The 12,640-nt window shown below is 69.8% G+C and carries 14 protein-coding genes; 8 read left to right on the forward strand and 6 right to left on the reverse strand.

All coding sequences use genetic code 11. The annotated features are described in order from the left end of the window. Nucleotides 1-259: 259 nt before the first annotated feature. The gene (locus tag DMP23_RS37590) at nucleotides 260-805 is read left to right on the forward strand and encodes a TetR/AcrR family transcriptional regulator (protein ID WP_238604005.1); all 546 of its coding nucleotides are present in this window, start codon (nucleotides 260-262) and stop codon (nucleotides 803-805) included. A gap of 451 nt (nucleotides 806-1,256) precedes the next feature. Here the strand turns inward: DMP23_RS37590 and DMP23_RS37595 are convergent, their stop codons facing one another. Next, nucleotides 1,257-1,469: a hypothetical protein gene (locus DMP23_RS37595; protein WP_037354589.1), complete on the reverse strand. Its 213-nt coding sequence runs from the start codon at nucleotides 1,467-1,469 to the stop codon at nucleotides 1,257-1,259. A 327-nt stretch (nucleotides 1,470-1,796) separates the two neighbouring features. Between DMP23_RS37595 and DMP23_RS37600 the strand changes: the two genes are divergently transcribed. Next, a complete protein-coding gene (locus DMP23_RS37600) occupies nucleotides 1,797-2,351 on the forward strand; it encodes a hypothetical protein (protein WP_037808082.1) in 555 nt (184 codons plus the stop codon). A gap of 20 nt (nucleotides 2,352-2,371) precedes the next feature. On the opposite strand, the gene DMP23_RS37605 is transcribed toward DMP23_RS37600, so the two are convergent. Both DMP23_RS37605 and DMP23_RS37610 read right to left on the reverse strand, forming a co-directional pair. Next, nucleotides 2,372-3,196: an acyl-CoA thioesterase gene (locus DMP23_RS37605; RefSeq protein ID WP_043827210.1), complete on the reverse strand. Its 825-nt coding sequence runs from the start codon at nucleotides 3,194-3,196 to the stop codon at nucleotides 2,372-2,374. Between the two features lie 21 nt (nucleotides 3,197-3,217). Beyond that, a complete protein-coding gene (locus DMP23_RS37610) occupies nucleotides 3,218-3,946 on the reverse strand; it encodes an alpha/beta fold hydrolase (RefSeq protein ID WP_337823851.1) in 729 nt (242 codons plus the stop codon). A gap of 47 nt (nucleotides 3,947-3,993) precedes the next feature. On the opposite strand from DMP23_RS37610, the gene DMP23_RS37615 reads away from it, so the two are divergent. Then, the gene (locus tag DMP23_RS37615; RefSeq protein ID WP_043827212.1) at nucleotides 3,994-5,265 is read left to right on the forward strand and encodes a cytochrome P450; all 1,272 of its coding nucleotides are present in this window, start codon (nucleotides 3,994-3,996) and stop codon (nucleotides 5,263-5,265) included. 5 nt (nucleotides 5,266-5,270) lie between these two features. On the opposite strand, the gene DMP23_RS37620 is transcribed toward DMP23_RS37615, so the two are convergent. Both DMP23_RS37620 and DMP23_RS37625 read right to left on the reverse strand, forming a co-directional pair. Continuing rightward, nucleotides 5,271-6,029 carry a maleylpyruvate isomerase family mycothiol-dependent enzyme gene (locus tag DMP23_RS37620; RefSeq protein WP_337823852.1) on the reverse strand — a complete coding sequence of 253 codons (759 nt, stop codon included), beginning with the start codon at nucleotides 6,027-6,029 and terminating at the stop codon, nucleotides 5,271-5,273. A gap of 86 nt (nucleotides 6,030-6,115) precedes the next feature. Then, a complete protein-coding gene (locus tag DMP23_RS37625) occupies nucleotides 6,116-7,096 on the reverse strand; it encodes a small ribosomal subunit Rsm22 family protein (RefSeq protein WP_337823853.1) in 981 nt (326 codons plus the stop codon). A gap of 153 nt (nucleotides 7,097-7,249) precedes the next feature. Here DMP23_RS37625 and DMP23_RS37630 point away from each other — a divergent pair, with 153 nt between their 5' ends. From DMP23_RS37630 to DMP23_RS37640, 3 genes are read left to right on the forward strand one after another with little or no spacing between them, the layout of a single operon-like run. Then, nucleotides 7,250-7,675, forward strand: coding sequence for a YciI family protein (locus tag DMP23_RS37630; RefSeq protein ID WP_037808070.1), 426 nt, complete (start codon nucleotides 7,250-7,252; stop codon nucleotides 7,673-7,675). Further along, on the forward strand, nucleotides 7,675-8,031 hold the full coding sequence (locus tag DMP23_RS37635; RefSeq protein WP_134728432.1) for a YciI family protein: 357 nt from the start codon (nucleotides 7,675-7,677) through the stop codon (nucleotides 8,029-8,031). The genes DMP23_RS37630 and DMP23_RS37635 overlap by 1 nt, the downstream gene beginning before the upstream one ends. Nucleotides 8,032-8,085: 54 nt before the next feature. Beyond that, nucleotides 8,086-9,363, forward strand: a complete 1,278-nt coding sequence (locus DMP23_RS37640) for an RNA polymerase sigma factor (protein ID WP_337823854.1) — start codon at nucleotides 8,086-8,088, stop codon at nucleotides 9,361-9,363. Between the two features lie 302 nt (nucleotides 9,364-9,665). Here the strand turns inward: DMP23_RS37640 and DMP23_RS37645 are convergent, their stop codons facing one another. Beyond that, a complete protein-coding gene (locus DMP23_RS37645; RefSeq protein WP_081684630.1) occupies nucleotides 9,666-10,445 on the reverse strand; it encodes an IclR family transcriptional regulator in 780 nt (259 codons plus the stop codon). 242 nt (nucleotides 10,446-10,687) lie between these two features. Here DMP23_RS37645 and DMP23_RS37650 point away from each other — a divergent pair, with 242 nt between their 5' ends. Then, the gene (locus DMP23_RS37650; protein WP_337823855.1) at nucleotides 10,688-11,914 is read left to right on the forward strand and encodes a MurT ligase domain-containing protein; all 1,227 of its coding nucleotides are present in this window, start codon (nucleotides 10,688-10,690) and stop codon (nucleotides 11,912-11,914) included. Then, the gene (locus DMP23_RS37655; protein WP_337823856.1) at nucleotides 11,907-12,614 is read left to right on the forward strand and encodes a type 1 glutamine amidotransferase; all 708 of its coding nucleotides are present in this window, start codon (nucleotides 11,907-11,909) and stop codon (nucleotides 12,612-12,614) included. The genes DMP23_RS37650 and DMP23_RS37655 overlap by 8 nt, the downstream gene beginning before the upstream one ends. Nucleotides 12,615-12,640: the final 26 nt, after the last annotated feature.

The raw sequence follows: 12,640 nt of genomic DNA on the forward strand, positions 1-12,640 counted from the left end.
GGGTGCTGCTCGCGGTCCTTGGGAGCGCTGGTGTTCCCGAGGTGCTCTCAGTCATTGGCGGCTGAGCTCGCTGGCGTTCCCCGGGTCAACGTCGGTCTTCGGCGGGCGGATGGCTGGTGTTCCCTGGGCGCGCTCGGCGATCGACCGATGGGGGCGCTGGCCTTCCCCACGGAGCGTTTGGTCCGCAGATTATGCAGCGCTCGCGGGGTCCGCGATAACGTTGCGGTATGTGCGTTTCCACAGGTACCGGTCACAGGCGATGAGCGCGGCTCAGCGGGCCGACGCCCGGGAGAACCGGGAGCGGATCGTCGAGATCGCGCGCGAAGCTATCGCCTCCACGGGAGAGTTGCGCCTGAACGCGGTCGCCAAGTCGGCCGGAGTCGGGCAGGGAACGCTCTACCGGCACTTCCCCACACGCGAGGACCTGCTCGCCGAGGTGTACCGGCAGGAAGTGGAGGACCTGGTCGCGCTGGCGCCGGAACTGCTGGCCGCGTGTGAACCGGTCGAGGCGCTGTCCCGCTGGTTCGACCGGATCGCCGAATACGCACGAGTCAAACGCGGCGTCTTCGCGGCACTGGAAACCGCGGTGTGGAAAGGCCTGTCCGAAGAAAGCCACGGCCCGCTCGGCGACGCCATCACCCTCCTGCTCGACGCCGGAAAAGCCGAAGGATCCATCCGCCCCGACATCGACGCCCGGGACCTGTTCATCTTGTCTGGCTATCTGACGCGCCTGGACGAGGACGAGTGGGATTCCCGCGCTCGGCATCTCCTGGATGTCCTGCTGCAAGGAGTTCTTTCCCGCTGACCCTGGCCGCGCTGATCGCGCCGAGCGGAGGTCGGCGGGCGGCTTTCCGGTTGGCCGGGCAACGCGGTGGTGCTTGCTTTTCACGCATAATCGGCGAGCGACGCGGGTGGGTTCTGCTTGCAAGGCAACGGGTTCCCGCGCTGCGGCACCGATCGCGGCGTGGTTGTTGAGCTGCGGCAGGCGCGGTGCAGCGCCCAGGCAGCGATCGCCGCGAATGTGGCACGGCGGATATGCGTGCAGCAAATACGCGGCGTGAGCGGAGCACGTCGTGCCGTGGACAGCACGACGTGAGCACAGCAGCAAGCTCTGCCGAAAAGTTCAGGAAATTCAGCGTGAGATCCGGCCGAAAGCCGGAGCGTCGGACGTGATGTCCATATTGGACGGGCCGCTCGCGGATGCGGCCGGCCCGGTCCCCCAGATTCCCCAGTGGTGATGCTGTTGGTGTTGTGGCTCAGGAGGCGACGGCCAGGCGGACCCGGCGGTCGCGAGCGTACGAGACCAGTTCCCGGACCTCGTCGGTGGTGATGATGCGGACTGCGTCTTCCAGGATCTCGGCCGTGGCCACCTGCAGCGGCCAGGAACGCAGGCCGGGAGCGGGTTCGTGCCAGAACCACTGGCCTTGGGCGAGATCTTCGGCGGCGACGGTGGGTTCGTCGGTGTTCATGCCTGCAGCCTAACTTGCACCACCGACAGAAAATCGCTCTACCGGACATCCCGGGACAACCCTGGAGGAAGCGCAAGAAGTGAATGCGGATTCCGGGATAATTCCTGCTGGTCGGGAGGATGCGCGCGGGCCGACGGGTGGCGTGGGTCACGCGGTCTGCCCAGTCGGGTGGGTGGGTTGGGGGCCGGGTGCGAAAGTAAGGGCCGGTGACCTGGTCCCGCTCTGCGGCGGGTTCGGGTGGATTTTGCACGGTCGGGCGGCCTGCCCTAGGCTTCGCCGGTCACCGCGCACACACCGGGGGTTTCCGGGACGAGAGGAACGGTGCGAATGGCTTTGCGCGACCCCGAGGCGTACCGCGACATCGATCTGCCGACGATTCTCCGGATGGAGCGGCGGCTTCCCTGGTACGGCTGGCCGCACCTGCCGTTGGGGCTGCTGGTCTGCGTGGCCGCGATCCTCGCCGCCTACCGGGTTCCGGTTTCGTATCACCTGACTACCGCGCTGGTCGCGGGCGGCGGCGTGGTCGGCGGGTTTTCCGGGTACGGCTGCGGGCTGGTCATGGTCAGCACGCCGGGGTTGGTCCAGACCGGCTACCTGAACTGGCGGCGCACGCGGGTGCTGCGGGTGTTGCTCATCGTGCTGGGCGGGCTGTCCGCGGCGTCGATGGTGGTCGTGGTCGCGTGCCACATTTCGTTGCTGGCCGGGGCTTCCGACCAGCATCCGTTCCGGCTTTCGGTGCAGGCCGGGTTGTACTTGGTGCTTGTTGTCGCCAACACCGTTCTCGCCGGCCTCGAAGCGTGGCAGTTGTCGAAGGTGCTGCGCGAGCCGGTCGCCGAGGTTGCAGCTGAGCCTGCCGGGCCGGTGCGGGTTCGGCTTGGCTGAACTGTCTACATCGGACTGAGTCAGCGCCTGCGCAGCAGCACTTCCTGGGTCACTGAGGCCACGAGCCGTCCGTCGGTGGTGAAGAACTCGCCGTGGGTCAGGCCTCGGGTGTTCGCGTAGCTGGGGCTTTCCATGTCGAAGAGCAGCCATTCGTCCGCGCGGAACGGGCGGTGGAACCACACCGCGTGGTCAAGCGACGTCAGCTGCGGCTCGCCCGGGTCGTCGCGGTGGGGCAGCAGGGCGGTGCCTGCCAGGCGGATGTCGGAGATGTAGGTGAGCGCGCAGACGTGCGCCAGCGGGGCGTCCGGCAGCGCGTCTTTCGCCCGGACCCAGATCTGCTGACGCGGCCCGCGGCCGGTGTCGGGCAGCCCGGTTTCCGGGCTGCTGACGAAGCGGACCTCGATGGCGGACAGGACGATCGGCGAGCGGTCCTGCTCGACGACGCCCGCCTCGTCCGGGGCAGGGACGTCCGGCATCCGCGCCTGGTGCGCGCTGCTGTCCGCCTCAGTCTGGAACGACGCGGACAGGCTGAAAATGCTCTCGCCGTTCTGGATCGCGACGACCCGGCGCGTGGTGAACGAACCGCCGTCACGAGTGCGCTCGACCTCGTAGATGATCGGCATGTCGGTGCGCCCGCCGCGGATGAAATAGCCGTGCAGCGAGTGCACGTGCCGCGCCGCGGGCACGGTCGCGCCGGCCGCGGTGAGCGCCTGCGCCGCGACCTGACCGCCGAACGCCCGCTGCGGCGAACCCTGGTGGCACCAGCCGCGGAACAGGTTCAGCTCGAGCGGTTCGAGCTTCAGCAGCTGGTCTAGCCCGGTCCGGGTCGGATCGATCGTCGTCACCCGGCCAGTCTAAGCGCCTGCTCAGTCGCTTCGCGGGGTGAGCAGCGCCGCCACCGCGGCCGGGTCCTCGACGTGCGCGTTGTGCCCGAGCCCGGACAGGACCACTGCCTCGGGAACAAGGGCCCGCAGCTGCTCGGGACGGCACATCGGATCGTTCTCCCCGGTGGCGAGCGCCACAGGGCAGCGCGCGTCCGCCAGCAGCCTCGGCATGTCCGGACGGCCGACGCCGAAGGCGGGCGAGTCCAGGGCCAGCCGCCAGCCGTCCGCAGTCTCGGTGACGCCGTCCGGATCTGCCGGGGCCAGGCCGGTCAGCCCGGAGATCTTCAGGTAGGCGGTTTCGGCCTCCTCTCGGGTGGTGAACAGCCGCGGCGGACGGGTTGCCATCGCGGCGGCACGGGCCAGGTCGTCTTCGCTCCACTCCACCTTGATGCCCACCGCCAGCACGCTGCTGACGTCGAGCCCGTAGCGGCCGCTCGCCAGCTCCAGCGCGACGACCCCGCCGAGCGAATGGCCGAGGACGGCGACCGGGCCGGGCTCGTCCAGCGCGTCGGCGACCGCGGCCGCGAGCGCTTCGAACGTGTACTCGGGCAGTCGCGGCGAGCCGCCGTGGCCGGGCAGGTCCGGTGCGAGCAGCCGCTGGTCGAGCAGGCCGGCGAGGCCGTCCCAGACCGCGCCGGTGGCGCCGAGCCCGTGCAGGAGCAGGACCGGCGGTTCGCCTTGTCCGGTGACGCGCAGCTTCAGCTTTTCCACCGGACGGATCTTTCCGCAGGCGGCGGTCTCGGGGCTAGGGTCGGAACGTGTCGAGTGCTGTCATCGCCGACCCGGACACCTACGTCACGGGCGTGCCATACGACCTGCTTGCCCGTCTGCGCCGGGAAACGCCGGTGACGCGGATCGGCGACTTCTGGGCGGTGCTCCGCCACGCCGACGTGCGGCACGTGCTCCGCACCCCTGCGGTGTTTTCGTCGCAGCTCGGCGGCACGCAGATCCGCGACCCGGCCAGCGCGGAGGATCTGCGGTACGTGCGCCGGATGATGCTCAACATGGACCCGCCCGAGCACGGCAGGCTGCGCGGGCTGCTCACGAAGGCGTTCACCCCGCGCGCGGTCGGCCGGATCACGGAGCGGATCGAAGGCTGGGCACAGGATCTCGTCGCGGCGGTGGCCGATCGCGGCGAATGCGATTTCGCCAAGGACATCGCCGCCGATCTGCCGTTGCTCACGCTCGCCGAGGTGTTCGGCGTGCCTGAACAGGATCGCCGGCTGATGTTCGACTGGAGCAACCGCGTGATCGGCTTCCAGGACGCCGAATACGCGGTGAGCGCGACCGTCAACGCCGACGACGTCACCGACCTCGCCCGTGCCGCACTGGCCGTGCGTCCGGAACCCGGCCCGGACGGCCAGATGCCGGATCCGCGCAGCCGCGCCGGAATGCCGGACCTCTACGCCTACGCGCATGCGCTTGGCGAGCACAAACGCGAGCACCCCGGCGACGACGTGATGAGCAACCTGATGCATTACGTGGACGACGACGGCGGCCGCGTGTCGATCGAGGAGTTCGAGAACCTTTTCTGGCTGTTTTCCGTAGCGGGCAACGAAACCCTGCGCAACGGCCTGCCCGGCGGGATGGCCGCGTTGCTCGCGCATCCCGAGCAGTACCGCAAGCTTCTCGACGACCGCAGCCTGCTTCCCGGCGCGGTCGAAGAGATGCTGCGCTGGCACACGCCGGTGATGCACTTCCGCCGCACCGCGACCCAGGACACTCGACTGTCCGATGTGGACATCAAGGCTGGGGACAAGGTCGTGGTGTGGTTCTCCTCGGCCAACCGCGACGAGACAGTCTTTCCCGATCCGGACGTGTTCGACGTGACGCGCGCGCCGAGCGAGCACCTGACGTTCGGCCACGGCCCGCATTTCTGCCTCGGTTCGCACCTCGCGCGGATGCAGATGCGCGCGTTGTTCGCGGCGGTATTCGATCAGCTCGGCGAGGTCCGTCTCGCGGGCGAACCCCGCCGGCTGCGGTCGAACTTCCAGAACGGGATCAAGAGCCTCCCGATCCGCTGGGACTGACCGGCTCAGCCGAACCCGACGAGCGAAAGCCAGCGGTCCAGGTACTCCGTGTCGCCGGTGCGGTGCGCGATCTCCGGCGACAGCCTGCCGTAGACCATCAGCAGCAGGTCGCCCAGCGGTGCGGACGCGGTGGCCGCCGCGTCCGCCGGCGGACCCGGATGCCAGGCCAGCTGATCGCCGGTGAGGTCGACTGTCCAGGACGCCGCGTGGTCGGTCGGCGCGAGGTGGATCGTGCGGTCCGGGCCGAGCAGCTCGCGGCGTTGGGGTACGTACTCCAGCAATTGCGGCAGCGACCCGAGCTCCAGCCATTCCTCCATCGCATCGTGCGCGACTTCCGGCGCGACAGTGAATTCCCCGCCCGCGGCCAGCGTCGCGTCGGCACGGTGGATCAGCGTCTCGTTCATGAACCGGCGCGCGTAGAACGCCGCTCGCGGCGGTCCATTCGGGACCGGCGTGAACACCTCCGCGTCCGGCCCCGCTTCGCGCAGGGTCGCCACCAGCGCCTTCGCCCCGTCCATGAGCCACGACGCCGGTCTCGGGGTGCTGACCGGGTTCTGGAGCCGGTCCTCCGGCAGCCAATGGTCGGCCCGCGTCCGCACGGTCTCTTCCGCCCACCGGTGCCCGGTGCTGACGTGATCGAGCAACTGTCCGAGATCCCACTCCGGGCACGCCGCGACCCGCACCGTGCGGTCCGCGCCTTCGACGGCCGCGGCGAGCAGTTCCGTCTGCCGCAGGATCTCGGCGCAACGCTCGTGGAAGTCCATGTGGTGTCCTCTCCGGTTCAGATCCGCTGACACCAGACAGTCGGAGCCGACTCAGCCATCCGGACACCGCGGCGGGAGAACCCGGGTTATTCCACGCTCCAGGCGTCTCCCCATTCCGCGTCGCGAGCGGCGCGGTACCGCACGCCGTGCCGCTTCGACACGACGGTGCCGGGCGCGAGCCCGTCGGCGGTGCAGAGGTCGAGTTGCACGAACCCCTTGTGCTTGCGCGGATGCCGGATGATCCGGGCCGACGGACGGTCGACCGGTGCCGACGTGGCCGCCACGTACGAGAACTTCTCGTCCTCGAATCCCAGAGTGCCGGATTTGATCCGCCGGTGCACCCCGCTTCGGGGAAGCCGTGCGGAGAAATGGCACCAGTCCTCGCCCGGTTTGATCGGGCAGGCGTCATCGTGCGGGCACGGCGCCACCACGTTGCGGCCCATCTCGCGCAGGACTTCGCGAGCCTCGCGGATCCGCGCGAACCCCGCTGGCGTGCCGGGCTCGATGAGCACGACCGTGCCGGCCTTCGCGGCGAGCCATTGGACGACGTCGACACGGCCGCGTTCGGGAAGCTCGCCGAGGACGTACGAGAGCGTGACCAGATCGGCCTCCGGCGCCGCGGACGCGGAATCGACCAGCCCGCGCTGCCAGACCGCGGCGCGGACGGCCGGCTCGTCGGCGTTCGCCGCCAGCTTGCGTCCCAGCGCCAGCGCGGCCGCCACCTGCTCCAGGACAGTGCACTTCTCCAGCGACGGCCAGACGTCGGCCGCGGCCCACACCGCTGCTCCGGTGCCGCCGCCGATGTCGACGTGCGTCTTCGGGACGAAACCGGGCGCGGCGGCAGCCACCTCGCCCAGCACCGCGCTGACCGCCGCGTACGTCGCCGGCATCCGGTACCCGGCGTACGCGGCGACATCCAGCTCCGAAGAGAGGATCGGCGAGGTCGCCGAGTCACCTTGTCGATAACGCTTGCTGAGCCGGTCCACGGCCTGTGCGAGCCGGGATTCGGGGAACCGGGCCAGCTCGTCGTCGAGCGCGGCGCGGAGAGCTTCGGGGAGTACTGCCACGGACAACGATTCTCCCACGCCCGATTTGTCCCCCGAGGTTCGCCTGACCTGCTAGTTTCGCGGTCAGAAAAAAAGTTCGCGGACCTTGTCGATCCGGACGCGGCCCGTTCGACGCAGTGGTGGAAGCAAGCCGAGAGCGAAGGGGAACCGAAGATGCGATTCATGGTGATCATGAAGGCCAGCGAAGAGAGCGAAGCGGGCCAGATGCCCAGCACCGAGCTGCTCGCCGAGATGGGCAAGTTCAACGAGGAACTCGTGAAGGCCGGCGTGATGCTCGCGGGCGAGGGGCTGGCGCCGAGCTCCGAGGGTGCCCGGGTGAAGTTCTCCGGGGACAGCGAGCCCAGCGTGGTCGACGGCCCGTTCGCGGAGACCAAGGAGCTGATCGCGGGGTTCTGGATCCTCCAGGTCCGTTCGCTCGAGGAAGCCGTGGAGTGGATCAAGCGGGTGCCCAACACCGACGGTGCGCACCACGAGATCGAGATCCGGCGGATCTTCGACGCCGAGGACTTCGGCGACAACCTCACGCCGGAACTGCGCGAGGCCGAGGAGAAGCTGCGCGAGCAGGCCGCGAAGAACTGATGCGGTTCATGGTGCTGGTGAAGGCCAGCGAGGAATCCGAAGCGGGAGCCGCGCCCAGTGCCGAATTGCTCGAGCAGATGGGCCGGTTCAACGAGGAACTCGCCGAATCCGGTCACCTCGTGCAGGCGGCCGGGCTGACGCCCAGCGCGGAAGGCGCCCGGCTGCTGTGGTTCGACGGCGAGGCGGAGCCGAGCGTGGTCGACGGCCCGTTCGCCGAGACCAAGGAACTCGTCGCGGGCGTGTGGATTCTGGAGGGGGAGTCGCTCGCCGAAATCGTCGAGTTGATGAAGCGGGCGCCCAATCCGGACCGGCAGGCAGGCACCGTCGAGATCCGCCCGATGTCCGGCGAGCTGTGACGCCGTGCCCGCCCGAGGGTTGCCTCGGGCGGGCCGGGCCGGTCTGATGGGCCGGTGGACACGCGAAGTGCGGTAGAGGCCGTTTGGCGGATCGAGTCGGCGAGGGTGATCGCCGGTCTCGCGCGGATGACCCGCGACGTGGGCCTCGCCGAGGAGCTGGCGCAGGACGCGCTCGTCGCCGCGCTCGAGCAGTGGCCGGAGACCGGGGTGCCGCGCAACCCGGGCGCCTGGCTGATGACGATCGCGAAGCGGCGGGCCATCGACCTGTTCCGGCGGAACGAAACCCTCGGCCGCAAGCTGGACGAGATCGGCCGGGAAGCCGAACAGCTCGGCGAGGGCGTGCTGCCGGACTTCGACGTCGTGCTCGACGACGAGCAGATCGAGGACGACCTGCTGCGGCTGGTGTTCACCGCGTGCCATCCGGTGCTGTCCACCCAGGCGCGGGTGGCGCTCACGCTGCGCATGCTCGGCGGGCTCAGCACCGACGAGATCGCCCGTGCGTTCCTGGTGAAGGAATCCACTGTCGCGCAACGCATCGTGCGGGCGAAGAAGACGCTCGCCGAGGCCAAGGTGCCGTTCGAAACGCCGGTCGGCGACGAACGCGTGGCGCGGGTCCCGGCCGTGCTCGAAGTGATCTACCTGATCTTCAACGAGGGCTACTCCGCCACGCGCGGCGACGACTGGATGCGGCCCGCGCTGTGCGAGGACGCGTTGCGGCTCGGCCGGGTGCTGGCCGGACTGATGCCCGGCGAACCGGAAGTGCACGGACTGGTCGCGCTGATGGAGATCCAGGCGTCGCGCTCGGCGGCGCGCACCGGCCCGAACGGCGAACCGGTGCTGCTGATGGACCAGGACCGCAGCCGCTGGGACCGCCTGCTGATCCAGCGCGGCCTCACCGCGCTGGCCCGGTCCGAGCGACTGGCGGACGGCACGTACGGGCCGTATTCCGCGCAGGCCGCGATCGCCGCGTGCCACGCCGTCGCGGTCGCGCCGGAAGAGACCGACTGGGCGCGGATCGCGGCGCTGTACGCGGGCCTTGCGCAGCTCACGCCGTCTCCGGTGATCGAGCTGAACCGGGCCGTCGCGGTCTCGATGGCCGAGGGGCCGGAAGCCGGGCTCGCGCTGGTGGACAAATTGCTGACTGAGCCCGCGCTGAAGAACTACCACCTGCTGCCGAGCGTGCGCGGCGATTTTCTGTCCAAACTGGGCCGTCGGGAGGAAGCGCGCGCCGAGTTCGAGCGCGCGGCGAAGATGACCGGCAACGAACGGGAGCGCGTGCTGCTGCTGGGGCGGGCCGAGTCGTGCAGCAAGCTGGAAGCGGGAACGAGGTAGCGGGGCACCGTGCGGTGCGGCAGTGATCGACATGCCCGCAACGGTCCACCACCACGCCGACAATTCCCGCCGTCGCCACCAGCCATCCCCAGGGTTGTCCACAAGTCGACACCCCTGTGGATAACCTGTTTCCGCAGGTAGCGAAGACGGAGACCGGCCGCCCGACCCGATCCGGTGAAAGCGGCATGCCTCGGCCGTCCGGGGCGCTCATCCGACGTCTCAGCTCCAACGGAATGAGACGACTCGTACTGCCGCCGCGAGCATCCGCGACTAGCCGGTTCACACGGCTAAAACCGAAGGCCTCAGCGGTTTCGGACGTACCCCAGCCGCATCGACAACGCGGCCGCGGTCCCGGCGACCGTCGCGCCCAGTTCGTCCGCCCGGCGCATCACCCGGGGAGCCGGCCCGGCGACGCTGATCGCCGCGATCGGACGGCCCGAGTGGTCCCGTACGGCCGCCGCGACGCAGCCGACGTCCGGCTCGTTCTCCAGGTCGTCGACGGCCCAGCCGCGCCGCCGGGTGCGCGCCAGTTCGTCCAGCAACCGGACCGGGTCGTTGATGGTCTTGAGAGTGAGGCTGTCCAGCTTCATCCGGCGCACGCGCTCCACCCGGTCGGCCTCCGGCAACGCGGCCAGCCAGGCCTTGCCCAGCGACGTCGCGTGCTGCGGCCGTCGAGTGCCGAGGCGGCAGGACAGCGTGACCGCACTGGCGCTGCGCTCGGTCGCGACGTAGACCATCGCGTCGTTGTCCGGCACCGCGAGGTACGTCGTCTCCCCGGACCGCTCGGCCAGCGCGGTGAGATACCGCGGCGCGCAGCGGTGCAGGTCGGTCGCCGCCATCGCGCGGGCGCCCAGTTCGACCAGCCGGGTGCCGAGCCGCACGCGTCCGGTGACGGTGTCGGCCTCCAGGTACTCCAGCCGCTTCAGCGTGCCGACGATCCGGTAGGCGGCGCTGCGGGACAAACCCAGTTGCCGGGCGAGCGCGTTCGTGGAAATTTCCTGGTGCTGCCCGACGTGTTCGAGCACCGCCAGCCCGCGCTCCAGGGTGCCGCTTTGGTCCAGCCCGCGTGCTGCTGCGTCCACGTTCGCCCTCCGCCTGTCGCTCTGCGTTCCCGGTCACCGGTGCGTGGTGCCATCAAGCGGGGTTGGACGCTAACACCTCCGATGTATGGACGGAAGATCTTGACCGAACTCTGTCATTGTGCAAGGTCAAGGTTGCGCCGAATGGTTCAACCTCCGATCGGTAAGAGTGCTTACAAAGGGTAACGGAGACTGGAGTCACCCTCTCAGGAAAATCACAGCGCCCGTGCCGCACGGTTTGGGTGATGTCCACACGTCTGCGCACCCGGGCGTCGGTCGCCGCCGGGCGGCTGACCGCGTGGTTTTCCCGTACCGCCCGGCTGGGCCGCGGCGGGGTGATCGGCGGCCGCGTCACGCTGCGGCTCGACCCCAAGGCGTTGCGCAGGCTCGGCCGCGACCGCACGGTCGTGATCGTCACCGGCACGAACGGCAAAACCACCACGTCGCTGATGCTGACCCGCGCGCTCGAAGCCCTCGCCGAAGTCGCGCACAACGACGACGGCGCGAACATGCCCGACGGTCTGGTGGCCGCGCTCGCCGCCAGTCCGGACGCGCCGTACGCGGTGCTGGAGGTGGACGAAACCTACGTTCCGTGGGTGGCCGAGCAGGTGCAGCCCGCGGCGCTCGTGCTGCTCAATCTCAGCCGTGACCAGCTCGACCGTGTCGGCGAGGTCCGGATGATGGAGCGCGACCTCCGCGCCGCCTTCGCTGGTCTGTCGCGCACGGTCGTGGTCGCGAACTGCGACGACGTGCTGGTCACGTCGGCGGCCGCCGCGGCGGCGCGCCCGGTGTGGGTCGGTACCGGACGGCGCTGGTCGGGCGATTCCGTCTCCTGCCCGCGCTGCGGCGGCGCGATCACGCACACCGATCGCGAATGGCGTTGCGCGGTGTGCGCTTTCGCTCGCCCGGAGCCGACCTGGACCCTCGACGGCGACCTGGTCCACACGCCCGGCGGGCGGCAAGTCGACCTCGACCTGCGGCTGCCCGGCGAGGCCAACCGGGCGAACGCCGCTCTCGCGCTCGCCGCCGCGCACTGCGTAGGCGTGCCGCCGCACACTGCTGCGGCGCGACTGCGCACAATCACCGACATCGGTGGCCGCTACCGCACGATTCGCCGCACCCGGCATTCGGTTCGGCTCATGCTTGCGAAAAATCCGGCTGGCTGGGCCGAAACGTTGCGCGTGCTCGACGAGGACACTCCGGTCGTCGTCGCGGTCAACGCACACGAGGCGGACGGCCGCGACCTGTCGTGGCTTTGGGACGTGCACTTCGAGCGGCTGCGCGGTCGTCAGGTCGTCGTGGCCGGCGAGCGGTCGGCGGACCTCGCGGTGCGGCTTTGCTACGCCGAGGTGCCGCATTGGTCGGCCCCGGATCCGGTCAGCGCGATCGACACGCTGCCGCCGGGCGGGGTCGAACTCGTCGCGAACTACACCGCCTTCCGCGACCTGGTGGACCGGTTGCCCGATGTCTGATTCGACCGTCGGCATCGGCTTGTTGCTCCCCGAGGTGCTGGGGACCTACGGCGATTCCGGCAACGCACAGGTGCTCTGCAAACGCTTGCAGTGGCGCGGTTACGACGCCGAGGTGGTGCCGGTTTCGCTGGACTCCGAGGTACCGTCCACTTTGGACCTCTACCTGCTCGGCGGCGGCGAGGACATGGCGCAGGTGCTGGCCGCGGACTTCCTGCGCAACTCGGCGGGGCTGCGCAGCGCGGCGAACGCGGGACGCCCGGTGTTCGGGGTGTGCGCGGGTCTGCAGATTCTCGGCAAGCGTTTCCGCGGCGTCGACGGCATCGAGCACGCTGGGCTGGGGCTGCTCGACCTCGTCACCGAGCCGGCGGAGCAGCGTGCGGTGGCTGAGCTGATCGTCGAACCGAACCTGCTCGAGACGCCGTTGACCGGCTTCGAGAACCATCAGGGCGCGAGTGTGCTCGGCCCGGGCAGCACACCGCTGGGCCGGGTCGTCCGGGGCACCGGCAACGGCGACGGCACCGAGGGCGCGGTCACCGATCACGTGCTCGGCACCTATCTCCACGGCCCGGCGCTGGCGCGCAATCCCGAGCTGGCTGACCTGCTGTTGTCGTGGGTGCTCGGCCATGCGCTGAAGCCGTTGGACCTGACTGAGGTGGACACGCTGCGCTCGGAACGGCTGGCCGCACGCCGCGCCCGATGACGTCCCTTCGCGCTCGTTACGCTGCG

Origin of the sequence: Amycolatopsis sp. A1MSW2902 (assembly GCF_017312175.1) — a bacterium.
In the GTDB taxonomy this organism is placed as follows: domain Bacteria; phylum Actinomycetota; class Actinomycetes; order Mycobacteriales; family Pseudonocardiaceae; genus Amycolatopsis; species Amycolatopsis nivea.

Bases quoted from the DNA above. Each gene is read 5' to 3' on its own strand.
- DMP23_RS37590 (WP_238604005.1), top strand. From the start codon at position 260: ATGAGCGCGGCTCAGCGGGCCGACGCCCGGGAGAACCGGGAGCGGATC.
- DMP23_RS37595 (WP_037354589.1), bottom strand. From the start codon at position 1,469: ATGAACACCGACGAACCCACCGTCGCCGCCGAAGATCTCGCCCAAGGC.
- DMP23_RS37600 (WP_037808082.1), top strand. From the start codon at position 1,797: ATGGCTTTGCGCGACCCCGAGGCGTACCGCGACATCGATCTGCCGACG.
- DMP23_RS37620 (WP_337823852.1), bottom strand. From the start codon at position 6,029: ATGGACTTCCACGAGCGTTGCGCCGAGATCCTGCGGCAGACGGAACTG.
- DMP23_RS37630 (WP_037808070.1), top strand. From the start codon at position 7,250: ATGCGATTCATGGTGATCATGAAGGCCAGCGAAGAGAGCGAAGCGGGC.
- DMP23_RS37635 (WP_134728432.1), top strand. From the start codon at position 7,675: ATGCGGTTCATGGTGCTGGTGAAGGCCAGCGAGGAATCCGAAGCGGGA.
- DMP23_RS37650 (WP_337823855.1), top strand. From the start codon at position 10,688: ATGTCCACACGTCTGCGCACCCGGGCGTCGGTCGCCGCCGGGCGGCTG.
- DMP23_RS37655 (WP_337823856.1), top strand. From the start codon at position 11,907: ATGTCTGATTCGACCGTCGGCATCGGCTTGTTGCTCCCCGAGGTGCTG.